23 protein-coding genes are annotated in these 23743 nt (G+C 67.9%); 11 read left to right on the top strand and 12 right to left on the bottom strand.

The window, feature by feature from the left end:
• The 4 genes from AB7E83_RS05475 to AB7E83_RS05460 are packed head-to-tail and all read left to right on the top strand — an operon-like array spanning nucleotide 1 to nucleotide 5108.
• The gene (locus tag AB7E83_RS05475) at nucleotides 1-1680 is read left to right on the top strand and encodes a PIG-L family deacetylase (protein ID WP_428566230.1); all 1680 of its coding nucleotides are present in this window, start codon (nucleotides 1-3) and stop codon (nucleotides 1678-1680) included.
• A 13-nt stretch (nucleotides 1681-1693) separates the two neighbouring features.
• Entirely contained in the window at nucleotides 1694-3049 is a 1356-nt protein-coding gene (locus AB7E83_RS05470) for a hypothetical protein (protein WP_428566228.1), read from the top strand.
• Nucleotides 3049-4224, top strand: coding sequence for a glycosyltransferase (locus AB7E83_RS05465; protein WP_428566226.1), 1176 nt, complete (start codon nucleotides 3049-3051; stop codon nucleotides 4222-4224). Before AB7E83_RS05470 ends, AB7E83_RS05465 begins: the two co-directional genes overlap by 1 nt.
• On the top strand, nucleotides 4221-5108 hold the full coding sequence (locus AB7E83_RS05460) for a glycosyltransferase family 2 protein (RefSeq protein ID WP_428566224.1): 888 nt from the start codon (nucleotides 4221-4223) through the stop codon (nucleotides 5106-5108). Before AB7E83_RS05465 ends, AB7E83_RS05460 begins: the two co-directional genes overlap by 4 nt.
• 15 nt (nucleotides 5109-5123) lie before the next feature.
• Here AB7E83_RS05460 and rfbC read toward each other — a convergent pair whose 3' ends face one another.
• From rfbC to AB7E83_RS05435, 5 genes are all read right to left on the bottom strand, one after another.
• The gene (gene rfbC / locus AB7E83_RS05455; RefSeq protein WP_428566221.1) at nucleotides 5124-5678 is read right to left on the bottom strand and encodes a dTDP-4-dehydrorhamnose 3,5-epimerase; all 555 of its coding nucleotides are present in this window, start codon (nucleotides 5676-5678) and stop codon (nucleotides 5124-5126) included.
• Nucleotides 5675-6562: a glucose-1-phosphate thymidylyltransferase RfbA gene (gene rfbA / locus AB7E83_RS05450; protein WP_428566218.1), complete on the bottom strand. Its 888-nt coding sequence runs from the start codon at nucleotides 6560-6562 to the stop codon at nucleotides 5675-5677. Before rfbA ends, rfbC begins: the two co-directional genes overlap by 4 nt.
• Nucleotides 6563-6617: 55 nt before the next feature.
• Nucleotides 6618-7511 (bottom strand): dTDP-4-dehydrorhamnose reductase, encoded by an 894-nt coding sequence (gene rfbD, locus AB7E83_RS05445; RefSeq protein ID WP_428566215.1) that lies wholly within the window; start codon nucleotides 7509-7511, stop codon nucleotides 6618-6620.
• Nucleotides 7512-7518: 7 nt separating this feature from the next.
• On the bottom strand, nucleotides 7519-8574 hold the full coding sequence (gene rfbB / locus AB7E83_RS05440; protein ID WP_428566212.1) for a dTDP-glucose 4,6-dehydratase: 1056 nt from the start codon (nucleotides 8572-8574) through the stop codon (nucleotides 7519-7521).
• A 98-nt stretch (nucleotides 8575-8672) separates the two neighbouring features.
• Nucleotides 8673-10658, bottom strand: coding sequence for an SDR family oxidoreductase (locus tag AB7E83_RS05435; protein WP_428566209.1), 1986 nt, complete (start codon nucleotides 10656-10658; stop codon nucleotides 8673-8675).
• A gap of 148 nt (nucleotides 10659-10806) precedes the next feature.
• Between AB7E83_RS05435 and AB7E83_RS05430 the strand changes: the two genes are divergently transcribed.
• The 4 genes from AB7E83_RS05430 to AB7E83_RS05415 all read left to right on the top strand — a co-directional run bounded on the left by AB7E83_RS05430 (nucleotide 10807) and on the right by AB7E83_RS05415 (nucleotide 13378).
• Nucleotides 10807-11313, top strand: coding sequence for a phasin family protein (locus AB7E83_RS05430; protein ID WP_428566207.1), 507 nt, complete (start codon nucleotides 10807-10809; stop codon nucleotides 11311-11313).
• Nucleotides 11314-11346: 33 nt separating this feature from the next.
• Entirely contained in the window at nucleotides 11347-12018 is a 672-nt protein-coding gene (locus AB7E83_RS05425; protein ID WP_428566204.1) for a TetR/AcrR family transcriptional regulator, read from the top strand.
• 33 nt (nucleotides 12019-12051) lie between these two features.
• Nucleotides 12052-12825, top strand: a complete 774-nt coding sequence (locus AB7E83_RS05420) for a hypothetical protein (RefSeq protein WP_428566202.1) — start codon at nucleotides 12052-12054, stop codon at nucleotides 12823-12825.
• Between the two features lie 94 nt (nucleotides 12826-12919).
• Nucleotides 12920-13378 carry a hemerythrin domain-containing protein gene (locus tag AB7E83_RS05415; RefSeq protein ID WP_428566200.1) on the top strand — a complete coding sequence of 153 codons (459 nt, stop codon included), beginning with the start codon at nucleotides 12920-12922 and terminating at the stop codon, nucleotides 13376-13378.
• Between the two features lie 22 nt (nucleotides 13379-13400).
• Here AB7E83_RS05415 and AB7E83_RS05410 read toward each other — a convergent pair whose 3' ends face one another.
• Nucleotides 13401-14903: a wax ester/triacylglycerol synthase family O-acyltransferase gene (locus AB7E83_RS05410; RefSeq protein ID WP_428566197.1), complete on the bottom strand. Its 1503-nt coding sequence runs from the start codon at nucleotides 14901-14903 to the stop codon at nucleotides 13401-13403.
• Nucleotides 14904-14953: 50 nt separating this feature from the next.
• Here AB7E83_RS05410 and AB7E83_RS05405 point away from each other — a divergent pair, with 50 nt between their 5' ends.
• Nucleotides 14954-15208 carry an acyl-CoA-binding protein gene (locus AB7E83_RS05405; protein WP_428566194.1) on the top strand — a complete coding sequence of 85 codons (255 nt, stop codon included), beginning with the start codon at nucleotides 14954-14956 and terminating at the stop codon, nucleotides 15206-15208.
• A 20-nt stretch (nucleotides 15209-15228) separates the two neighbouring features.
• On the opposite strand, the gene AB7E83_RS05400 is transcribed toward AB7E83_RS05405, so the two are convergent.
• The 4 genes from AB7E83_RS05400 to argE form a co-directional block, all read right to left on the bottom strand.
• Entirely contained in the window at nucleotides 15229-15639 is a 411-nt protein-coding gene (locus tag AB7E83_RS05400) for a polyhydroxyalkanoic acid system family protein (protein ID WP_428566191.1), read from the bottom strand.
• Nucleotides 15632-16690, bottom strand: a complete 1059-nt coding sequence (locus tag AB7E83_RS05395) for an aminopeptidase (protein ID WP_428566688.1) — start codon at nucleotides 16688-16690, stop codon at nucleotides 15632-15634. The genes AB7E83_RS05400 and AB7E83_RS05395 overlap by 8 nt, the downstream gene beginning before the upstream one ends.
• Nucleotides 16691-16725: 35 nt before the next feature.
• Entirely contained in the window at nucleotides 16726-18804 is a 2079-nt protein-coding gene (locus tag AB7E83_RS05390) for a molybdopterin-containing oxidoreductase family protein (RefSeq protein ID WP_428566686.1), read from the bottom strand.
• 81 nt (nucleotides 18805-18885) lie between these two features.
• Nucleotides 18886-20073, bottom strand: a complete 1188-nt coding sequence (gene argE, locus AB7E83_RS05385) for an acetylornithine deacetylase (RefSeq protein WP_428566188.1) — start codon at nucleotides 20071-20073, stop codon at nucleotides 18886-18888.
• Between the two features lie 60 nt (nucleotides 20074-20133).
• Between argE and AB7E83_RS05380 the strand changes: the two genes are divergently transcribed.
• Nucleotides 20134-21330, top strand: coding sequence for a M20 aminoacylase family protein (locus AB7E83_RS05380; protein ID WP_428566186.1), 1197 nt, complete (start codon nucleotides 20134-20136; stop codon nucleotides 21328-21330).
• Nucleotides 21327-22430, top strand: a complete 1104-nt coding sequence (locus AB7E83_RS05375) for a M14 family metallopeptidase (protein WP_428566183.1) — start codon at nucleotides 21327-21329, stop codon at nucleotides 22428-22430. Before AB7E83_RS05380 ends, AB7E83_RS05375 begins: the two co-directional genes overlap by 4 nt.
• A 73-nt stretch (nucleotides 22431-22503) precedes the next feature.
• Here AB7E83_RS05375 and AB7E83_RS05370 read toward each other — a convergent pair whose 3' ends face one another.
• Both AB7E83_RS05370 and AB7E83_RS05365 read right to left on the bottom strand, forming a co-directional pair.
• A complete protein-coding gene (locus AB7E83_RS05370) occupies nucleotides 22504-22947 on the bottom strand; it encodes a hypothetical protein (protein WP_428566180.1) in 444 nt (147 codons plus the stop codon).
• A 5-nt stretch (nucleotides 22948-22952) separates the two neighbouring features.
• Nucleotides 22953-23743: RHS repeat-associated core domain-containing protein (locus AB7E83_RS05365; RefSeq protein WP_428566177.1), on the bottom strand; the 791-nt coding region annotated here is incomplete at its 5' end.

Below are 23743 nucleotides of genomic sequence, written 5' to 3'. Positions count from 1 at the left end.
TTGGAAAACGAACTCGTCCCCTACCAGGCGGTCGCGGGCATCTCGGCGCGGCGCGTGCTCGTGCTGGCCCCGCATCCCGACGACGAAGCCTTCGGCTGCGGCGGCGCGATCGCCGCGCATGGGGCCGAAGGCACGCCGGTCGACGTGGTCGTGCTGACCGACGGCGCGGCGTACGGCGATGTGGCCGAGCGCCAGGCCGAAAGCCGCGCCGCCGCGAAGGTGCTGGGCAGCGCCGAACCCTCGTTCTGGGGCATACCCGACCGTCAACTGCGCGCCGACGACGAGCTCGTTCGACGCATCGCGGAACATATCCGCACCAGCGGCGCCGACCTGATCTACGCCCCGTCGCCGTGGGAGATCCATCCCGACCACCGCCAGGCCGCTCAGGCCGCCGTGCTTGCCGCGCAGGCGACCGGCGCGCGCATCGCGTTCTACGAGATCGGCGCGCCCCTGCGGCCGAACCTCCTGCTGGACATCACGCCGCACCTCGCGAAGAAGCAGGCGGCCGCCGCGTGCTTCGCGTCGCAGCAGGCGCGCCAGGACTACGCGGGCCATGTCTTCGCCCTGAACCGCTACCGCACGTACACGCTGCCACCGGAGGTTGTTGCCGCCGAGGCCTACCTGCTGCTCGATGCCGCGCAGTTGCGCCAGCAGCTGCCGATGCTGCTCGCTTCGCATCCGGTGACGGCCGCGATGTCGGTGGCCGCCGCGACCCAGCCGCTCGTGTCGGTCCTCGTGCGCAGCATCGACCGCGCGACGCTGCAAGGGACGCTCGATTCGATTGCGGTGCAGTCGTATCCGTCCGTCGAAGTCCTCGTCATCGCGGCGAACCCCGGCCACCAGACGCTGCCGGAACGCTGCGGGCCGTTCGCGATGCGCCTCGTGCCGACGGACATGCCGCTCGCTCGCAGCCAGACCGCGAATCGCGCGCTCACCCTCGCCTCGGGCGACTACCTGCTCTTCCTCGACGACGACGACTGGCTGCTGCCCGATCACCTCTCGCGCCTCGTTGCGGTGCTTCAGGCGCAGCCACAGGTCCACGCCGCGTACACCGGCGTGTTCCTCGCCGACGAGAGCGGCAAGCCGCTGGGCCAGGTGCTCGACCTGCCCTTCGATTCCGTGCGGCAGCTCGCGGGCAACCTCACGCCGATCCACGCCGTGCTGTTTCGCAAGACGCTCGTCGATCGCGGGCTTCGCTTCGACGAGGCCCTCGACCGCTACGAGGACTGGGATTTCTGGCTGCAGGCGGCGCGGCACACGGTCTTCGCGCACGTGCCCGGCGCGAGCGCCGCCTACCGCATCCACCAGAGTTCCGGCGTGCATACGGACGCCGGCCCCATGGGCGCGGCAACGCAGCTCATCTACGAAAAATGGAAGGCCGCGTGGTCGGCGGGCCAGGGCGCGAAACTGATGGAGCGCGCCTGGGCACTCGACGACGTGGAGCGGCAGCTCGCGCAATCGTCCCAGGAAGTCGCGAAGCGCGACGGGCAGCTCGCGCAAATGCGCGACACGCTGCATCAGCAGGCCGTGACGCTCGAACACCAGCATCACCAGGCCGAACACCTCCATGCCGCGATCGCCGCGCGCGACTCCGAAATCAACGCATTGCGCGGCAGCACGAGCTGGCGCGTGACGGCGCCGCTGCGCTGGCTCATGGCCCGCCTGCGGCCGGGCGGCTAACAAGAATCCAACGATGTTCGACGCACTCGAGAGGGCGCTGCGCCACCAGCGCATCCATGGCACGCGCAGCATGCTGCGCGAGATGATGCGGCGCGTGCGCCGGCGGCTCGGGGGCACGAGCGCGACGGCCGCCGCGATCCCCGGCATCGTGGTCGACGACGCCGGCTGGGTCAACGCGCGCGAGCTGGTCCGCAAGCACCGGCAGGCGTGCGCGCCGCTGCGACTCTTCACGATTCCCCGGGCCGACGTCGGGCGGATCACGCTGGTCACCGACAGCATCAACCGAGGCAGCCTCTACGGCGGCGTGGGCACCTCGCTCATCTTCGCCGCGCTGCTGGCCCGGGCGCGCGGCGAACGACTGCGCCTGCTCACCCGCACCGAGAAGCCGCAGCCCGGCGGGTTGCAGACCGTGCTCGGCGCCTATGGCATCGCGCTCGACCACGAGGTCGAGTTCGCGTTCGCGCCCTTCTACGACGAGCGCTACGAGGTCGATGCGTTCGAGGACGAGCAGTTCATCACCACCTCGTGGTGGACCACGTCGGCCACGCTCGGCGCGGTGGCGAGCGGGCGCATCGTCTACCTGCTGCAGGAAGACGAGCGCATGTTCTACCCGCACGGCGACGAACACCTGCGCGCGTCGCAGGTCATGTCGCATCCCGACCTGCGTTTCGTCGTCAACACGCGGCTGCTGTTCGACCATCTCGTCGGCTCGGGCCTCGCCAACGTCGAACGCAACGGGATGTGGTTCGAGCCTTCGTTCCCGCCCGCGGTCTTCCGCCCCGCGGCCGACCGCCCGCCGGGCAAGCGCACGCTGTTCTTCTATGCGCGGCCGAACAACGTGCGCAACCTCTTCGTGCTCGGTCTCGACGTTCTCGAGACCGCCATCGCGCGCGGCGTCATCGATCTCGCCACCTGGGACATCGTGTTCGTCGGCAAGGACATCCCGCGGATCCGCCTGGACGACGGCCGCTACACCCCGCAGCGGCTCGAGAACCTCGACTGGGGCCAGTACGCCGCGCTTGCCGGCCGCACCGACCTCGCGCTGTGCCTCATGTACACGCCGCACCCGAGCTATCCGCCCTTCGACCTCGCGGCGAGCGGCGCGGTGGTCGTGAGCAACCGTTTCGCGAACAAGCAGGACCTCGGCGGCTACAGCGCGAACATCCTGTGCGCCGACGCGAACACCGAAGCGCTCGTCGCCGCGCTGGCCGATGGCGCGCGGCTTGCGCTCGACACGCCGGCGCGCGAGGCGAATTTCCGCGCGGGCCGTCTCGGCACCGACTGGAAGGCATCGTTCGCCTCGGTCATCGGTCGCCTGGCCACGGCGAGTGCGACGACTGCGGCCACGGCGGCCCCGCCGCGCGACTGATGTTCTCGCTCGCGTCGGTCCCGGCCGTCCCCTACGAAGACCCGTGGCAGGCGCCGCTGGCCGAGCGCCTGCGCTCGCTCGCCAAGGGCCGCCGGCGCGTGGCGTACTGGTACGAGATGCCGAACAACAGCTCGTTCCGCTACCGCGCCTACAACATGGTCCAGGCGCTGCATGCGCACGACGGTGGCGCGGATGTGTCGGCCTCCTGGTTCTTCCACGCGGACCTCGAACGAGTCGACGAAATCGCCGGGCTCGCCGACGTGCTGGTGATCTGCCGCTCGCGTTACGACAGCCGCACCGCGCGGCTCGTCGGCGCGTTCCGCCGGCTCGGCCGGCGCGTGCTGTTCGACGTGGACGACTTCGTCTTCAACCCCGACTACACGCACCTGCTCGTGAAGTCGCTCGACCTCGACGTCCAGAATCCGCAGGTCTGGGACGACTGGTTCGCCTACACGAGCCGGCTCGGCGCGACCTTCAGGCTGTGCGACGGCGGCATCGCAACCAATGAATTCCTCGCGCGGAAGATGAGCGACTTCGCGGGCGTGCCGGCGGAGGTCGTGCCGAACTTCATGAATCGCGAGCAGCTTGCGGTGTCGCAGCAGGTCCTCGAGGCGAAGCGCTCGCAGCGGCCGGGCGCGGACGGGCTCATTCACTTGGGTTACTTCAGCGGCTCGCCCTCGCACAACCGCGACTTCGCGCTCGTCGCGCCCGCGCTGGAGGAGCTGCTCGCGAGCGATCCGCGACTCGGCATCGCGGTTGTCGGCTACATCGAAGCCGGCCCCGGACTGGAGCGCTTCGGCGCGCGGGTGAAGCGCTTTCCCTTCCACGACTTCGTGAACCTGCAACGGGTGATCGGCAGCGTCGAGTTCAACCTCATGCCGCTTCAGTTCAACACCTTCACCAACAGCAAGTCCGAGTTGAAGTACTTCGAGGCGGCGGCCGTGGGCACGCCGAGCATCGCTTCGCCGAGCACGGTGTACGCCGCCGCGATCCGGCACGGCGAGACCGGTTGGCTCGCGCAGTCGCACCGCTGGGAAGCGGTGGTGCGCGAAGCGCTGGCGGCGCTCGAGGACTACGACGCCCTCGTGCAGCGCGCGCACGACGACGCGATGCGGCGCTACACCTATCTCGCGATGCGCGAAACGATCCTGCGCGCGCTCGGACTCGACGCGTGAAAACGGTCTGGGCCTGCGTCGTCTGCTGGCGCGCGCCGGTCGAGCAGGTGCGCGCGCTGGTCGACGCAATCCGCGACCAGGTCGACGAAGTCCTGCTGCTGGACAACGCGGCCGGCGCGGACCGCGCACTGTCGCAACTGGTCGACGACAACGTGCGCTACATCGCAATGCCCGCGAACCTCGGCACGGGCGGCGCGATGAATTGCGCGTGGCGGCTCGCGCTCGCCTCCGGCGTCGACGCGATGGCGAGCTTCGACCAGGACAGCATGCCGGCGCCGGACATGGTCGAGCGGCTGTGCGGCACGCTCGCGTCGCTGCGCCGGCAGGGCGTTCGCGCCGCGGCCGTCGGCCCGGTGAAGATCGATCCGCGCACCGGCCTGGCCGGCCGCCTGCTGCGTCCGATCCGCTTCCTGCGGCGGCATGCGCCCGGCACCGCGCCGGGGCCGGTGGAAATGGACCATCTCATCACGTCGGGCTGCCTGATCGCCGCGGATGCCTTTGTCGACGTCGGCGAGTACGACGAAGGCCTTTTTCTCGACTACGTCGACATGGATTGGTGCGTGCGCGCGCGCGCGCGGGGTTGGCGGCACTACGTCGACACTGCGGCAAGTCTCAGCCACCGGATCGGCGACGACGTCTACCGGATGGGCGGACGCATGCTGTCGATCCATCAGCCGATGCGCAACTACCTGCTGCTGCGCAACCATCTGCTGCTGTGGAAGAAGCCGGCCTTTCCCCGGGGCTGGCTCGCGAGCGACTTCCTGCAGGTGGCCAAGAAACTCGCGGCCTCGCTGCTGCTGGGTGCGCAGCGAACGCAGCGCCTGCGCTGGATCGCGAAGGCTTGGCGCGACGGCCTGCGGGGGCGCAGCGGCCCGCCGCCCTGACGGCGCGCGCACGCGCTACGCGAAGACCTCAGCGTCCTTCAGGAGCAGGCCCTTGCCGTCCTTGGCGGACAGCGCCGGCTCGCCATCGAAGCCGTGCGCGAGCCAGTCGATCCCGAGCTGCGGGTCGTTCCACATCACGCAGCGCTCGTGCTCGGGCGCGTAGTAGTCGGTCGTCTTGTAGAGGAACTCGGCGCTCTCGCTCAGCACCAGGAAGCCGTGGCCGAAGCCCTCGGGCACCCACAGCTGCTTCTTGTTCTCCGCGCTCAACACTTCGCCCACCCACCTGCCGAAGGTGGGCGAGCTCCGCCGGAGGTCGACGGCCACGTCGTACACCGCGCCCTCGGTCACGCGAACGAGCTTGCCCTGCGGACTGCGGATCTGGTAGTGCAACCCGCGCAACACGCCCCGCACGGAGCGCGAATGGTTGTCCTGCATGAACGACACGTCGCGGCCCACGGCCTCGTCGAACACGCGCTTCGTGTAGCTTTCGAAGAAGAAGCCGCGGCTGTCGCCCCACACCTTGGGCTCGAACACCACCACGTCGGGGATCGCCGTGCGTGTCGCCTTCATGCGAATCCGGGCTGGTGCAGCAGCCGCAGCAGGTACTGGCCGTAGCCGCTCTTGGCCAGGGGCTGCGCGATGCGTTCGAGCTGTTCGCTCGTGATGAAGCCGTTGCGCCAGGCGATCTCCTCGGGACACGCGATCTTCAGGCCCTGACGGTGTTCGAGCGTGGCGATGAACTGGCCCGCCTCCAGCAAGCTGTCGTGCGTGCCGGTGTCGAGCCAGGCATAGCCGCGCGCCATGATCTGCACGTTGAGATTGCCCTGCTGCAGGTAGACCTGGTTGACCGCGGTGATCTCGAGCTCGCCGCGCGCGCTCGGCTTCACCGATCGCGCGATCTCGACCACATGACTGTCGTAGAAGTAAAGGCCGGTGACCGCGAAGCTGCTCTTGGGCTCCCTGGGCTTTTCCTCGATGCTGCTGGCACGGCCCTTCTCGTCGAATGCCACCACGCCGTAGCGCTCCGGGTCCTGCACATGGTAGGCGAACACCGTCGCGCCCTGCTCCCGCTGGTTGGCCTGGCCGAGCAGCACCGCGAAGTCGTGGCCGTAGAACAGGTTGTCGCCCAGCACGAGCGCGCTCGGCGAGCCGCCGATGAAACGGTCGCCGATGATGAAGGCCTGCGCCAGTCCGTCCGGGCTGGGCTGCACCGCGTAGTGCAGGTTCAGGCCCCACTGGGATCCGTCGCCCAGCAACTGCTCGAAGCGCGGCGTGTCCTGCGGCGTGCTGATGACCAGGATGTCGCGAATGCCCGCCAGCATGAGCGTGGTGAGCGGGTAGTACACCATGGGCTTGTCGTACACCGGCAGCAGCTGCTTGCTCATGGCCAGCGTGGCCGGGTGCAGCCGGGTGCCGGACCCGCCGGCCAGGATGATGCCTTTGCGCTGCGTCATGCGCGTCCTTTCGTCCGCCACGCACGAGCCGTGGTCTTCTGCGTCGTCGTCATCGTCATGTCAGTGCCTCGGTCAGCATGCGGGACACGCCTTGCTGCCATGGCGGCAGGACGAGCCCGAAAGCGGCCTGGAGCTTCGAGGTATCCAGGCGCGAGTTGGACGGCCGCATCGCGGCCGTGGGAAAGGAAGAGGCGGGCACGGGCCGCACGGCGTCGGGGCCGGCCCGGAGTTCGACGCCGAGCGCGAGCGCCTGCTCGAGCACGAAGCGCGCGTAGCCATGCCAGCTCGTCTCGCCGGCGGCGGCGAGGTGATACAGGCCGCAGCGCGCGGGGTCGGCCAGGCAGGCGCGCACGGCATGCGCCGTCACGTCGGCCAGCAGCTCCGCTCCGGTCGGTGCGCCGAACTGGTCGTCGACCACCGTCAGCGTGTCGCGCTCGCGGGCGAGGCGCAGCATCGTCTTCGCGAAATTGCCGCCGCGCGCCGCATAGACCCAGCTCGTGCGGAACACGAGGTGGCGCGGATGCGTGCGCACGATGAGCCGCTCGCCTTCGAGCTTGGTGCGGCCGTAGACGGACAGCGCGCCGGTCGCGTCGCCTTCCTTCCAGCGATGCGTGCCGCTTCCGTCGAACACGTAGTCGGTCGAATAGTGGACGAGCAAGGCGCCGCAGTCGCGCGCCGCTTCCGCGAGCACGCCGGGCGCCTGCGCGTTCAGGAGGTGCGCACGCTCGGGCTCCGACTCGGCCTTGTCGACCGCGGTGTATGCGCCGGCATTGACGATCACGGCGGGCCGGATCGCGGCAACGGTCGCCCGCAGGGCGTCGAGTCTGCCGAGGTCGCCGCAGGGCGACTCGCTGCGCGAGCCGAGCGCGACCAGCTCTCCCAGGGGGGCCAGGCTGCGCTGGAGCTCCCAGCCGACCTGCCCGTCCTTGCCCAGAAGCAGGATCTTCATCGCGCCTTCATGCGTACTGTGCCGCAACCCATTCGCGGTACGCGCCGCTTTGCACGCGCTCCACCCAGTCGGCATTTTCGAGATACCAGGTCACGGTCTTGCGAATGCCGGACTCGAAGGTTTCCGCCGGCTTCCAGCCCAGCTCGCGCTCGATGCGCGAGGCGTCGATGGCATACCGGCGGTCGTGCCCGGGGCGGTCCTTCACGTAGGCGATCTGCGCCGTGTAGGGCTTGCCGTCCGCCCTCGGTCGCAGCTCGCCGAGGAGCGCGCAGATCGTCTGCACAATCTCGATGTTCGGCTTCTCGTTGTGGCCGCCCACGTTGTAGACCTCGCCCGGCGTCCCGGCTTCGAGCACGCGGCGGATCGCGCTGCAGTGGTCCTTCACGTACAGCCAGTCGCGGATCTGCATGCCGTCGCCGTACACCGGCAGGTTGCGGCCTGCCAGGGCATTGACGATCATCAGCGGGATCAGCTTCTCGGGAAAGTGATAGGGGCCGTAATTGTTCGAGCAATTGGTCGTGAGGACCGGCAGGCCGTACGTGTGGTGGTAGGCGCGCACCAGATGGTCGCTCGCGGCCTTGCTCGCGGAGTACGGCGAATTGGGTTCGTAGCGATGCTGCTCGGTGAAGGCCGGGGCGCCGGCATCGAGCGAGCCGTAGACCTCGTCGGTCGACACATGCAGGAAGCGGAAATCGGCCCGAGCCGCGCCTTCGAGCTTCAGCCAGTGGTGACGCACGGCCTCCAGCAGGCGGAAGGTTCCGACCATGTTCGTCTGGATGAAGGCCTCGGGTCCGGTGATCGAGCGGTCGACGTGCGACTCGGCCGCGAAGTTGAGGACCGCGCGCGGCTGGTGCTGCGCGAGCAGTTGCGCCACGAGATCGCCGTCGCCGATGTCCCCGCGCACGAACAGGTGCCGCTCATCGCCGTCGAGCGAGGACAGGTTCTCGCGGTTGCCCGCGTAGGTGAGCTTGTCGAGGTTGACGACGGGCTCGCCCGTTTGCGCCACCCAGTCGAGAACGAAATTGGAGCCGATGAACCCAGCCCCGCCTGTCACGAGAATCATCCAATCCCCTTCGAACGAGGCCGGATTATCGCAGGGGCACCGCAGGGAGTCACTTTCGGCTTAATCGCCAATGTGCGCCCCGTCACTTTCGCGTTCGGCTAGAAGTGAATGCCCCGCATCATCTGCTGCAGCGCCACCGCCTCCGCGGACAGCGCGGGCTTCGCAGACTTGTCGCCTTTCGCCGCAGAGGAATCCGGGAACATCCGGAAGCTCGTGTTCATCGCGATCTGCGCGACGCGCGGCACGAGCGCATGCAGCAGCTGGCCCACGATCCCCAGGCGCGTGGCGATGCGGACCGGCTTGTTGATGCAGGCGTCCGCGATCATGTCGGCCGCCTCCTCGGGCGCGAGCGTCGGCACGTTGTTGTAGATCTTCGTCGGCGCGATCATCGGTGTGCGCACCAGTGGCATGTTGATGGTCGTGAACGTGATGCCCTGGTCCTGGAATTCGCTCGACGCGCAGCGGGTCCACGCATCGAGCGCCGCCTTGGACGCGACGTAGGCGGAGAATCGCGGCGCATTCGTCAGCACGCCGATGGAGCTGATGTTCACGACGTGGCCCTTGCGCTTTGCGACCATCGCAGGCAGCAAGCCCATCGTGACGCGCAGGCAGCCGAAATAATTCAGCTGCATCGTCCGCTCGTAGTCGTGGAAGCGGTCGTAGCTCGACTCGATGGCGCGGCGGATCGAGCGGCCGGCGTTGTTGATCAGGAAATCGACGCCGCCATGGTTCGCAACCAGGAGCTGCACGAAGCGGTCGCAATCGGCCATGTCGGCGATGTCGGCGGGATAGGCGACGAACGCGTAGCCCTTGGCCTTCGCCTCCTTGCACGCCTCGTCGAGCTTGTCCTGATCGCGGCCGCAGATGATCGTGACCGCGCCCGCTTCGGCGAACTTGTGCGCCGCCGCCAGGCCGATGCCCGAGGAGCCGCCGGTCACGAGCACCACCTTGCCGCCGACGGTGCCGCGCAGCGTGCGGTCGACGTGCAGCGCGGGGTCGAGGTGGCGCTCCCAGTAGTCCCACAGGCGCCACGCGTAGTCCTTCAGGTTCGGCACTTCGATGCCGGACCCTTTGAGCATCGCCTGCGAATCTCGGCTGTCGAAGCGCGTCGGGTAGTTGACGAAGGCGAGGATGTCCTCGGGCAGCCCCAGGTCCTTCATCACCGCGTTGCGCACGCGGCGCACCGGACCCACCGCCATCAAACCCTTCTTCACGCTCCTGGGAATGAAGCCGAGCAGGGCGGCGTTGACGAACAGGTTCATCCGCGGCGCGTGGGCCGCGCGGCTGAAGATATCGAGCACGTCGCCCACGCGATAGCCCGTCGGGTCGACGAGGTGGAAGGCGCGCTTCTCGATGCCCGGCTTGTGGCTGATGAAGTCGAGCGCATCGACCACGTAGTCGACCGGCACGATGTTGACGCGCCCCCCTTCGAGTCCCACCGCCGGCATCCACGGCGGCAGGACCTGCCGCATGCGCTGGATCAGCTTGAAGAAATAGTAGGGGCCGTCGATCTTGTCCATCTCGCCCGTCCGGCTGTCGCCCACGACCATGGCGGGGCGATAGACCGTCCACGGCACCTTCGATTCCTTGCGCACGATCTTCTCGCTCTCGTGCTTGGTGAGGAAGTAGGGGTGCTCGTAGTTCTCCGCTTCGTCGAACATGTCCTCGCGGAACACGCCTTCGTACAGCCCGGCGGCGGCGATCGACGACACGTGGTGCAGGTGCCCCGCATCGATCGCCTTCGCGAACTCCACCGTGTTGCGCGTGCCGTCGATGTTCACCGCGACCTGGCTCTCCTCGTCGGCGCCGAGGTCGTACACGGCGGCGAGATGGTAGAAATGATCGATCCGGCCCTTGAGCGCCTTCACGTCCTCGGCGGCCACCCCCAGCTTGCGGGCCGTGAGGTCGCCGTACACCGGCACGGCCTTCGCCGCGCTCGCGCCCCAGTACTCGCGCAGGAGGGCGATCTTGGCCTCGCTCTCCTTGCGAATGAGGAAGTGGACGACGGCGCCCTTGCGTTCGAGCAGTTTCTTCACGAGCCGCTTGCCGATGAAGCCGGTCGCGCCGGTCACGAAATAGTGCATGAAGCCTCCGGTGTTGTCGCGCGATTCTCGCCAATGGAGAATCCGCGACGATCCGCATTAACCCCGCCCGATCCGGGTGATGCCACTCTAACGGACAGCGGCCATTGGCCTTAAAGTGCGGCGAACCACCACAGGAGAGAGACACACCATGGTCAAGAAATTGAAACCGGGCGGCTCGGACGGATCTTCGGGCGATCGGGGCGGCACGCCCCTGGCGGGAACGATCAAGGACTCCGCCTCGCAGATCTGGCTGGCCGGGCTCGGCGCCTTCGCCAAGGCGCAGGAAGAAGGCGGCAAGGTGTTCGAGGCGCTGGTGAAGGAAGGCATGTCGCTGCAGCGCAAGACGCAATCGGCCGCCGAGGAGAAGATCGGCGAGGCCACGGCCCGCATGACGGGCATGGCCACCGAACTCTCCTCCCGCGCGTCGGGCCAATGGGACAAGCTCGAAGGCATCTTCGAGGAGCGCGTGGGCCGTGCGCTCAAGAGCCTGGGCGTGCCCGCGTCCGCCGACCTCGAAGCGCTGGTCGCCCGGATCGAGGCGCTGGAGCGCGCCGCGGGCAAGGCATCGGCCCGCGCCACGCGCTCGCGCGGCCCGGCGGTGAAGGCGGCGAAGCCGGCGCGCAAGCGCGCCGCGCCCGCGCGCAAGTCGGCCTGACCGCCGCCTGCCGCCCTGCTGCACCGCAGCAAGATGACGAAAAAGGCGCCCCGCCGCACCGCCGAGCGCATCCTCGAGGTGACGCTCGACCTGTTCAACCGCTTCGGCGAGCCGAACGTGTCCACCACGCTCATCTCCGCCGAGCTGAACATCAGCCCGGGCAATCTCTACTACCACTATCCGGCGAAGGACGAGTTGATCAACTCGCTCTTCGACCGCTACGACAAGGCCCTCGGCGAACTGCTGAACGCGAGCGACGGGGTGCGCGACGTCGAGGACGCCTGGTTCTTCATGCACACGCTCTTCGAGCTGATCTGGCAGTACCGCTTCCTCTACCGCGACCTGAACGACCTGCTCTCGAAGAACCGGCGGCTCGAAACGAGCTTCCAGCGGGTGCTCAAGGACAAGATGCGCGCCATCCGCGCGCTGCTCGACGGCATGAGCCGCACGGGCGCCGTGCAGATCGACTCGCGCGAGGTCGAGGCGACCGCCGCGAGCATGGTGGTCGTGCTCACCTACTGGCTGAGCTTCGAGTACGTGCGCGACCCCCGCCACGCGCTCGAGCCCGACAGCGCGCAGCTCGCCCTGCTGCGCGGAGCCCACCACGTGCTGCATCTGCTGGTACCCTATCTGGAACAGGGCCAGCGGATGCATTTGCTGAAGCTGGTGGGCGCCTACAGCGGCAGTCCGGCCGGCGAGAGCTGAAGGGACGCGCAAACCAAAGGAGACGGGCTCGGCATGGGCAAGTGGATCGCCTGTCCGCATGCGGGCGAATATGCGTTCGACGCGGCCGCCGTGCGCAGGCATTGGGCGCGACTGCACGCGGGCGACGCGGAGCCGCTGCCGGCCGACGCCGCCGTGGTCGACGCCTGGGCGCTCTTTCACAGCGGCGAATTCCAGAAGGCCGTCGAGGCGGGCCTGGCCGCGGGTGGCGACGGCATCACGGTCGCGAACAAGGCGACCTGCATCTACGCGAACTATCTGGAAAAGAAGGAGAAGATCCGGCTCGACCTGTTCCTCGAAGCCGCGATGCGCGCCGAGTCTCAGGCCGCCGAGCGTCCGGAGTGCGCCAACGCGTGGTACTGGCAGGCCTACGCCCTCGGCCGCTACAGCCAGGGCATCAGCGTCGCGAAGGCGCTCGCACAGGGTCTGGGCACGAGAGTAAAAGATGCGCTCGAGCGGACGATGCAGCTGCAACCCCGCCATGCGGATGCACGCGTGGCGCTGGCCGCCTTCCACGCGGAGGTGATCGACAAGGTCGGCATGCTCATCGGGGGCATGACCTACGGCGCGAAGAAGGAAACGGGCCTGCGGCTTTATGACGAGGCGCTGGCGCTCAATCCCGCTTCCGCGATCACGCTGGTGGAGTACGCGAACGGGCTCGTCATGCTCGAAGGCGAGATGCGCATGAAAGAGGCGACGAGGCTCTACGAGCAGGCCGCGGCGATGCAGCCGCTCGACGCCGTGCAGCGGCTCGACGTGGAGCTGGCGAAAAGCGAGCTGGAGAACTGAACGACGTCATGCCCGCGAACGCGGGGATGACGTTCAGGCGGATCAGTTCAAGACCTACAGAGTCAGCGCCGTCGCGCCCCAACAATCCTGCCTCATGAACATCTTCAAGGCGCTCATCGCGAGCCACGACACGCAGCGCTCGCTGTCCGCGCAACTGCGCGACAGCCTGGGCAACGACACCGAGCGCGCCCGCATCTTCGAGGAGCTCAAGCTCGAGCTGCAGGCGCACGAGACGGCCGAGGAGCGCTGCTTCTACGTGCCGCTGTTCGAGCACGACGACACGGTCGATGCCTCGCGCCATGCCATCGCGGAGCATCACGAGATGGACGAGATGGTGGAGTCGCTCGAGAAGATGGACCCGCACTCGCGCGAGTGGACGGATTGCATCCACAAGCTGCTCGACAAGATCGAGCACCACCTGAAGGAGGAGGAAGGCAAGTTCTTCCAGCAGGCGGGCGAAGTGCTGACCGAGGCGCAGAAGGAGTCGCTCGGCCGGGACTACGTCGCCGAGCACGCCTCGATGCGGGAGAAGGTCGAGCAGGCCGAGGAGTAAGCCCTCCGCGCCCGACAGGCGCTCAGGCGCCGGCTTCGCCCCAGGGCAGCATCAGCGTCACGAGCGACAGCTTGGCGAATTCCGGCTCGAAGGCGTCGATGATCTTCTGGGGATGCGGGCACAGTTGCGTGTCCGTGATCACGCCGAACTGCACGCCGCCGCCGTAGCTGAGGATCGACACGCCCAGCCCGATGTCGCCCGACTGCGGCACCCAGAACATGCTCTGCTCGAGGGTCGAGCCCAGGAGCTTCAGCTTCTCGCGCGGCCCGGGCACGTTGGTCATGACGGCCGTGGTCTTCTTGCCGAACAGGCTCAGCATCGCGTCCTGCGCGGGCTTGATCAGCAGACCCGCCACGGCCAGCAGGCCGAAGGCGAGCAGCGGCTGCGTGCTGCCCTTGAGCGCGTTCATGCGCCTGCGCACTTCGTAGACGCGCTCGATGGGGTTGTCCATGCCGATGGGCAGCACGAGCGGCACGAGGCCGAAGCGGTTGCCCAGCTTGTACGCCTGGTCGAGCGGACGCAGGTTCACCGGGATCATCGCGCGGATCTCCTGCCCTGCGACGTCGTCGCCCTGGCCGCGCAGGTACTCGCCGAGCGCCCCCGCGACGCAGCTGAGCAGCACGTCGTTGATCGAACAATTCAGCGCCTTGCCGACCGCGCGCACTTCGTCGAGCGGCAAGGGATCGCACCACGCGACGCGCTTGCGCGTGCCGGGCTTGCCCTTCAGCCGCGTCGGCGAATCGTCCGGCATCAGGGCCAGCGCCGCGGCGTCGCTCACGACCTGGTACGCAAGCTTCGCGAGATCCATCGAGCCGCTCATCCCTTTCTGCGGCTCGCGCAGCATCCCCAGGGACTTCGCCGCGCCGTCGCCCGCGAAGTCGAGCGCGCGAACGGAAATTTCGGTAAGAGGCTCGATCAGCGTCCGCGCGATCCAGTCCTCCGCGCCTTCGGGCCGCACCCGCCGCTGGCGCTCCGGCGGCGCGGCACCGCCATCCACGAGGGACATCGTGACCGAGATCAGCGCGATGCCGTCGGCGATGCAGTGGTGGATGCGCACGACGAGCGCGCTGCCGCCCTCGTAGTCCTCGACCAGATGCAGCTGCCACAGCGGGCGCTTGCGGTCGAGCGGCTGCATGGCCAGCTCGCCCACGCGGTCCTGCAGCGCCTGCTGCGCGGAGACGCCGCGCCTGCGCTTCAGCGTCTCGCGAACGATGTGACGGGAGAGGTCCACGGGCTGGTCGACCCAGCTCGCGCCCGCGGCGTCCTCATGCACGCGCTGGCGGAAGCGGGGGTACTTCAGCAAGCGCTCCTCGACGCGGCGGCAGAGGTCCTCGTACGAAACGCGCGGCTTCAGCGTCCACACGCCGACGATCATCATCAGGTTGGACAGCGAATCCATGCGCAGCCAGGCCGTGTCGACCTTCGACATGCGTTCGCCGGCGAGGCCGAGGACGCCGCGCGCGGCCCGGTTGGCTTGCCGGGTGGCTTCCCCGGCCATCTGCCGGACGACGGTGCGTGTGACCATGGGCGCTCCTTCAGACGTTTAAGATACCTCGAAATCAACCAGGAGTCCGCATGGCCGACCTCAAAGCCGAATTCGAAGCCGCAGTCGCCGACTCAAAGAAGCTGAGCGAGCGGCCCGACAACGCCACGCTCCTCAAGATCTACGGCCTGTACAAGCAGGCCACCGTCGGCGACAACACCGAGAAGAAGCCGGGCTTCGGCGACATGGTGGGCCGCGCGAAATGGGACGCGTGGAACGGCCTCAAGGGCACGGGCAACGACGCTGCGATGCAGCAGTACATCGACTTGATCAAGTCGCTCGGCTGACGCTCGTCGGCGGGGGGCGGCTACTTCGCCTTTTTGGCGGCGACTTTCTTCGCGGGCGCTGCCGCTGCCTTCTTCGCCGCCGGCTTCTTCTTTCCCTCGGTGCGTTCGGCCAGCCCTTTCTCGAACGCCGAGTGCGGGTCTTCCTGCGCGAGCAGGAGGTCGAGGTTCTTCACGATCTCGCCCTCGATGCGTTCCTTGAACACGCCGAGCAGAAAGCCCAGGCGCGCATTCAGCTCGAAGCGGTCCTTGGTCACGTGCAGTTCGCCGTTGACGCCGGAACGCGTGAAGGTCACGACGTCCGCCGTGCGCCCCTCCTCGTAGCTGCACGCCATGTCGAGCTTCTTCTCCGCGGCCTCGGCCCACTGGAAGGCCAGCTTGCGCGCGCCGGGCAGGCCGAGCGCGTGCTCGCGCGTGATGTGGATGTCAGGCATCGGCCAGCTCCTTGAGTTTCTTGTGGCGCTCGGCTTTGGTCAGCTTCGCGAGTTCCTTCGCCGCATCATAAAACCGGGCGAAGTCCGAGCCCGAGGCGCGAAACAGGGCTTCGAAGCCCGGCACGAGTTCGTCGTACGCGGCCTGCGCGCCGAAGGTTGCATTGTTCGCGCGGGCCACGGCCTGGTCGTAGCCGCGATAGCGCGCGGGGTCGCCGCCCCAGCCCGCCTTCATGCGCGCGTACGCGTCGCGGAAGTCGGCCATGATCTTCCGCTTGCCGGCCTCGCGCGCTTCGGGCGCCATGCCGGGCGTGTCGTAGAGCGTCTTCAGCTTCTCGCGCGTCGCCTGCATGAAGGCGCGGAAGTCGCGGCGGCGCCGGTCGAACTCGGCATATTCGGCCGTCGTCTTCTCGGTGGACTGCCGTGCGAGCCAGCGCGCCCCGCCGATGCGCTCGACGGCCACGGCGAACGACTCGTTGAACATGGTGTCGTCGCGCGTGTAGACGACCTGATGCGCGAGCTCGTGAAAGAGCAGCCGCGCGAGTTCGCCTTCCGGGTAGTGGATGAAGGTGGAGAGCAGCGGGTCGCCGCCGGCCCAGTTCATCCAGCCGAGCGTGGAATACGCGGGCACCGGGTACACGCTCGACTCGTAGCCGAGCGCACGCTGCGCGGCGGCTTCCTTCTGCGCCTCGGCCTCGTCGAAGTAGCCACGGTAGCCGACGCAGCCCGTCACGGGGAAGCACCAGGTCTTGAGCGTCAGCGAGTAGGCGGGCGCGGCCACGACGTTCCACACCACGGCGCTGCGATGCAGGTCCACGTAGCGGCGATAGCTCGGGTTGTCGGGCAGCTTGAGCTCGGTCACCGCGAACTCGCGGATGCGCTGTGACAGCACGAGCTTCGCCTTCACGCGCTCGTCGGCGCCCGCGTCCTCCAGCCATTCGCGCACGGGCCTCGCGTCGCTCATCAGCTTGAGGTGGCCCGTGGCCGATTGCCAGTAGTAGCCCAGGTTCGCGCACCCCGAGAGGCACGCCGTGGCCGCCACCGCGGCCAGCATCGTCGCTGCGAGTCCCACGATCCAGCGTCTCCCGCTCACGCCGGACGCACGTCCACCAGGCAGTCGTAGAACACGGGTCCGCGTCCGAGATCCGTGAGCCGCTGGCTGGTGAGCTGGTTGACGTTGGTGCCCTGCAGGCCGAGCTTGCGCCACCACACGCCCAGGCCATTCACGACGCCGGGCCGCGCGCGCGGCGACACCTCGGCGCGGCACACGTATTCGCCCCGGTCGTTGAACACGCGCACGACGGCGCCGCTCGCGATTCCGCGCGCGGCGGCATCGGCCGGATGCATCTCGAGCAGGGGCTCGCCCTCGATGTCGCGCAGGCTGCGCACGTTCACGAAGGTCGAGTTGAGGAAATTGCGCGCGGGCGGCGAGATCATCGCGAGCGGGTAATCGGGCGACGCGCCGAGGGCCTCGTGGTTCGGCACGTGGTCGGGCAGGCCGTCGTGGCCCTGCCGCGCCAGACGTTCGCTGAAGAACTCGCATTTGCCCGAAGGCGTGGCGAAGCCGCCCCGCGCGAAGGGCGCGTCCGGGATCTTCAGGCTCGCGAACCCGCGTTCGAGAAGCTCACCATAGTCGACCTTGTCGCCGTAGGCCACGCGGCACAGCGCCTCGTCGTCGTCGGCGAAACAGGGCTCGTCGAATCCCATCCGGCGCGCGAGTTCGCGAAACACCTGCGCGTTCGGCTTCGCTTCCCCGACCGGCGCGATGGCCGGTCGATTGAGCAGCACGTCGGTATGGCCGTATGCGACCTGGATGTCCCAGTGCTCCAGTTGCGTGGTGGCGGGCAGCACGTAGTCGGCGTAGTCGGCGGTGTCGGTCTGGAACTGCTCGATGACCACCGTGAAGAGATCCTCGCGCGCAAAGCCGGCGACCACGCGCGCGGACTCGGGCGCCACCGCGACGGGGTTGCTGTTGTAGACGACGAGTGCCTCGATGCGCGGGCCGAAGGCGGCGGAGGCGGGACGCAGGAGATCGTCGCCGATGGTGCTCATGTTGATCGTGCGGGGCATGCGGCCGCGCAACAGGTCGGGCCGTTGCAGCGCGGCCCGGTCGACGGGAAACTGCCCCGAACTCGACAGCAGCAGGCCACCCGCGCGGTCGCGCCATGCGCCCACCAGCGCGGGCAGGCAGGCGATGGCGCGCGCCGCGTTGCCGCCGCCGCGCACGCGCTGCATGCCGTAGTTGAGGCGAATCGCAGCGGGCTTCGTGGTGCCGTACGCGCGCGCCAGGTCGCGAATCTGCTGTGCCCCAATGCCGCACACCGCGGCGGCGCGTTCGGGCGACCAGCGCAGGGCGCGCTCGCGCAGCGCCTCCCAGCCGAGCGTGTGATCGCGCAGGTAGGCGTGGTCGAGCCAGTCGTTCACGATCAGCTCGTGCATCATCGCAAACGCCAGCGCCGCATCGGTGCCCGGCAGGAGTTGCACGTGCTCGTGGCACTTCTCGGCGGTTTCGGTGCGGCGCGGGTCGATGCAGACCAGCTTCGCGCCCTTGCGCTTCGCCTCCTGCGCGAGCCGCCAGAAGTGCAGGTTGCTCGCGATCGAATTGCTGCCCCAGATCAGGATGAGGCGCGACTCGGCGAAGAACTCCACCTTCATGCCGCCCTTGAGCCCGTAAGTGTGGATCATCGCCTCGCCGCCGGCCGCAGAGCAGATCGTGCGGTCGAGCAGCGATGCGCCGAGGCGGTGGAAGAAGCGCGCCGCCATGCCCTCGCCCTGGACCAGCCCCATCGTGCCGGCGTAGCTGTAGGGAAGGATGGCCTGGGGGTCGCGCCCGGCGATGGCTTTCAGGCGCGACGCGATGTCGTCGAGCGCCTCGTCCCAGGCCACGGGCTCGAAGCGTCCCGCACCCTTGGGGCCGACACGGCGCAGCGGCTTCAGGAGCCTCTCGGGGTGATAGGTGCGCTCGGTGTAGCGCGACACCTTGGTACACAGCACGCCGGCCGTGTGCGCGTGCCCGGGGTTGCCCTGCACCTTGATCGCCACGCCGTCCTTCACCGTGGTGACGAACGCGCAGGTGTCGGGACAGTCGTGCGGACAGGCGCCTCGCACCTCGACGGATTGCGCGGAGGAGGGCGCGGTCGCGCCCGCAAGGGCGCCGGCGGCGTGCATGTCCTGCATGAGTTGTCCGGTGGATTTCCGGCGCGATGCGCCCGACACCGTCATCCTAGCGTGCCAGCGGCGATGCTGCCTTCAGGCGAGCTCATCCACGACGGCCAGGCCGCGCATGAACGCGGCGCAGCGCGCCAGCTGCTCGAGCGACACGTACTCGTCGGGCTGGTGCGCCTGCACGATGCTGCCCGGTCCGCACACCACCGTGGGGATGCCCGCGCCCTTGAACAGCCCGGCCTCGGTCCCGAACGCGACCTGGGTCACGCGCGTCTCGCCCGCGAGGCGCTTCGCGAGCCGCGTCACCGCGTCGTCCTCGGCGCCGAGGAAGCTGGGGATCTCGCAGATCGTGTCGAAGCTGAAACCGGATTCGGGCGCCACGCGCTGCATCTTCGGCTCGAGCGACCGGGCGAACGCCACGATCTCGGCCTGCATCGCGCCCGCGTCGGCCGTCGGCAAGTCGCGGAATTCGTAGCGGAACTCGGCGTCGCGCGGCACCACGTTGTCGGCGATGCCGCCGTGGAACTGGCCCACGCTCGAGGTGGAGAACGGCACGTCGAAGCCCTCGTAGCGCGGCTCGTCGCGCTCGAAGCCCTCCGCCATGTCGCGCAGCTTGCCGACGACGCGCGCGGCCATCTCGATCGCGTTCACCGACTGCGGCGTGAGCGAGGAATGCGCCTCCTTGCCGCGCACGCAGCAACGGTAGCGGTACACGCCCTTGTGCGCGATGGCCGGGATCATGGAGGTGGGCTCGCCGATGATGCAGGCGAGCGGCCGGATGCCTGCGTCGCGCATGTCGGCGATGAGCTCGCGCACGCCGAAGCAGCCCACTTCCTCGTCGTAGCTGAAAGCGAAGTGGAAGGCGAAAGGCGCCTTGCTGTCGAGGAAGAGCGGCGCATGCGCGAGGGCCGTCGCGATGAAGCTCTTCATGTCCGCCGAGCCCCGGCCGTACAGCCGGCCGTCTTTCACGGTGGCCGACAGCGGATCGACCGACCAGTCCTGCCCGTCCCACGGCACGGTGTCGGTGTGCCCGGACAGGATCACCCCGGCAGGCTTGCCTTCCCCCAGTGTCGCGAAAAGGTTCGCTTTGGTCTTGTCGGCGTTGTAGGTCAGCCGTGAGGCGACGCCGAGCTTCGCCAGTTCGTCGCGAATGAAGTGGATGAGCGCGAGATTGCTGTTCTCGCTGACGGTGTTGAAGCGCACCAGCGCCCGCGCGAGCTCGAGTGCGCGGGCGTTCGTGTCGGGGGACTGCATCGGACGATTGTCGCGCATGTGCTTTCCTCGCGTTGTCCCCGGTGGCGTCGACTCCACCACGGGGCTAGACTTCATTTCATGAAGTTGCTCGATTCGATCGTCACCCAGGCCGCCTCCATCGTCGCCGTGCGGCGCGACATTCACGCCCACCCCGAGTTGTGTTTCGAGGAGGTTCGCACGGCCGACCTCGTGGCCGCGAAGCTCACCGAATGGGGCATCCCCATCCACCGGGGCCTGGGCAAGACCGGCGTCGTGGGCATCGTGAAGAACGGCACCGGCACGCGCGCGGTGGGCCTGCGCGCCGACATCGACGCGCTGCCGATGCAGGAGTTCAACACCTTCGCGCACGCCAGCAAGCACACGGGAAAGATGCACGCCTGCGGCCACGATGGCCACACCGCCATGCTGCTTGCCGCCGCGCAGCATTTCGCGAAGAACCGCAACTTCGACGGCACGGTGTACCTCATCTTCCAGCCGGCCGAGGAAGGCGGCGGCGGCGCGCGCGAAATGATCGCGGACGGCCTCTTCGAGAAATTCCCGATGGAAGCCGTCTTCGGCATGCACAACTGGCCCGGCAGCGCCGTCGGCCGGTTCGCGGTGAGCCCGGGGCCGGTGATGGCCTCGACGGCCGAATTCAGGGTGAAGATCCACGGGCGCGGCAGCCACGCCGCGCTGCCGCACAACGGCATCGACCCCGTGCCGATCGCCTGCGAAATGGTCCAGGCCTTCCAGACCATCGTGAGCCGCAACAAGAAGCCGATCGACGCGGCGGTGATCTCGGTGACGATGATCCATGCCGGCGAAGCGACGAACGTCGTGCCCGACGGCTGCGAGCTGCAGGGCACGGTGCGCACGTTCAGCACGCAGGTGCAGGACATGATCGAGCGGCGCATGAAGCAGGTGGCCGAGCACGTGTGCGCGGCGCACGAGGCGACCTGCGACTTCGAGTTCTCGCGCAACTATCCGCCCACGATCAACTCCGCGGCGGAGGCCGAGTTCGCGCGTGAAGTCATGGTGTCCATCGTCGGCGAGGAGAACGTCGACGTGCAGGAGCCCACGATGGGCGCGGAGGATTTTTCCTTCATGCTGCAGGCCAAGCCGGGGGCGTACTGCTTCATCGCCAACGGCGACGGCGCGCACCGCGAGATGGGGCACGGTGGCGGGCCGTGCATGCTGCACAACCCGAGCTACGACTTCAACGACGACCTCATTCCGCTGGGGGCGACCTATTGGGTGCGGCTGGCCGAGGCGTGGCTGGCCCGGGCGCCGAAATGAACGCGGGCGACGGCGATCCGTTCTCGGCGTCGTATGCCGAGGCGCGGCGAAAATTCCTGGAGGCGGCGCATGCGGCGGGGCTTGCTGTCGAGTCGATTCGCCACCCCGAAGTCGGCGTTGAAGGCGAGGAGCTCGCCATGGACCTCGCACGCGATGGCGCTCCAGATGCGCAGCGGCTGCTGATCGTCTCCAGCGGCTGCCACGGCGTCGAGGGCTATTGCGGCAGCGGCATCCAGGTCGACCTGTTGCGCGATCCCGGGTGGCGCGCGAGCGCGCAGGCGGCCCGAGTCGCGGTTCTCTACATCCATGGCCTGAACCCCTATGGTTTCTCGCACGTGCGTCGCACGACGCACGAGAACGTCGACCTGAATCGCAACTTCCACGATTTCGGGCAGCCTTTGCCGGTCAACAAGGTCTATCGCGACCTGCATCCGCTGATGGTTCCGGCGACCTGGCCGCCGCCGCTCGAGAACGGACAGGCGATCGCCGCCTGGATCGGCGCGAACGGCATGCCGGCCTACCAGGCCGCGATCAGCGGCGGTCAGCACGAGTATGCCGACGGCCTGTTCTACGGCGGCACGTCGCCGACGTGGAGCAACATGACGCTGCGCGAGGTCTTGCGTGCGCATGGCCGCCGCGCGGCGCACATCGCGTGGATCGACATCCACACGGGGCTCGGACCGAGCGGCGTTGGCGAGCGCATCCACGCGGGGCGCGACGACCCGACGCTCCTCGCGCGCGTGCGGAAGTGGTGGGGCGGGGAAGGCAAGACGCCCGTCACGTCGATCTACGACGGCTCGTCCTCGTCGGCGAAGCTCACCGGCATGATGTGGACCGCGATCCACGACGAGTGCCCGCAGGCTGAATACACCGGCATCGCGCTCGAATACGGCACCGTGCCGCCGATGGAAGCGCTACAGGCGCTGCGTGCGGAGCAGTGGCATCGTCAGCACCCCGAAGCGACGCCGGAGCAGGCGCGGCAGGTGCGCGAGCAGGTGATGTCCGCGTTCTTCACCGACACACCGGCGTGGAAGGAGCGCATCCTGGCGCAGGGGCGGGAGGTGGTGGGGCAGGCGGTGGCGGGGTTGGCGGAGAGTTGAGCCGGGCCTGCCAAGTGAGTCCAAGATCAATCTGGTGGAACCACCGCATGTGCCGGGGATAACTGCCCTCCGATCAACTGGACTCCATCGGATTCGAAACACTCAGTTCGACGCAGGTTTCGACGCTGGCCACAGTGAGGCTGTCGAGATCGATCTGATGTTGCTCAGCGAATCGATCGGGACGTTTTGGAAACTCGATTGAAAAGAAATGGCCCCGATGCACGTAAACGCGTGCGCGCATCATCTTGGCGACCGCCCCGTTCGAATCCTGAAGGGTAACCACTGAGACCATGAGATCGGGAGCGCTGGGTCGAAATTCCGGGACTTTGGCGCCACCGGGATAAAAGCAAAGCTTCGCGCCTCCCGCTTGCCTCTGAACCCTTCGCATCGCGGATAGTTGCAAATCGAGGACGCGCTTGGCAGACTCGGAGAGCGTGGCACGCCAGCCATCGAGGCACCGCTGCTCATAATTCAACAGCCTTGTGCGCTTGAAAAGAGTGAACAAGGACTCGAGCATCGCGTCTATTTCCCACAAGTGCAGCTGCTTGCCGAAACTGCACCGTAGCCAGCACCCGCAGCGCCCCCCTTAAATGCAGTGGGGAGCCGATCGAACTGTTGCCGGACAGGATTCCATTTGGGTCCGAAATCTCGCCAGCCTTTCGGGTAGCGGTAGGGATCATGATAATAGTGACGCGCCGGAGGAACGTAGTTGCCATTCCAGATCGTCCGGGATGAGCGCATGCTTTCCGGGAGCATTCTCCGTGGAATCCAGTGCGAGTATTCCAGACCCGCCGCCTTGCCACTGGCCATACGTGCACCACCGGCAAGGCCAGATACAAAGCCTGCTGCGACGCCTGCCCACTCACCCGCCCCGTATTCGCCGGAACATGGATCAACCCCGCCGTCGACATCGAACCATTCCCGTAAGCGCCCTCCTTGCCCGAAGAGAAGGACATCGCCCAGGCCTGCCGAAAAGTCGACGACGCCTTGCGGCAAATTCCCGTCCGGGTCCGTGTTGGAGAACGGGTCATTGTTGCCGTACACAAAGACATTCAAGCCACCGCGAAGGCCAAGTCTGTCCGCCTGCGGATACCTGCCGACAGCGTCCCAGTAGTAACGATTCCCGTTGTATTTGAGTCCGCTCTCGTCGTCTCTGATTTGTCCTGGAAACGCAAGGTCAAGAATTTGCCTCGGACTCGTCGTCTTCAGCAGCAGCGGCCGATTCGTCAGCGCCACCTGCGGATTCGGCGTCGCGGCCAGGATGCCTGTCGGCTTGTTGTCCCCGAACGCCGAATAGGGCCACTGCCACACCG

Source organism: Ramlibacter sp. (assembly GCF_050250995.1).
Lineage (GTDB): Bacteria > Pseudomonadota > Gammaproteobacteria > Burkholderiales > Burkholderiaceae_C > Ramlibacter.
The sequence above is the reverse complement of the archived record's forward strand: the minus strand, read 5'-3'. Positions and strand labels throughout refer to the sequence as shown.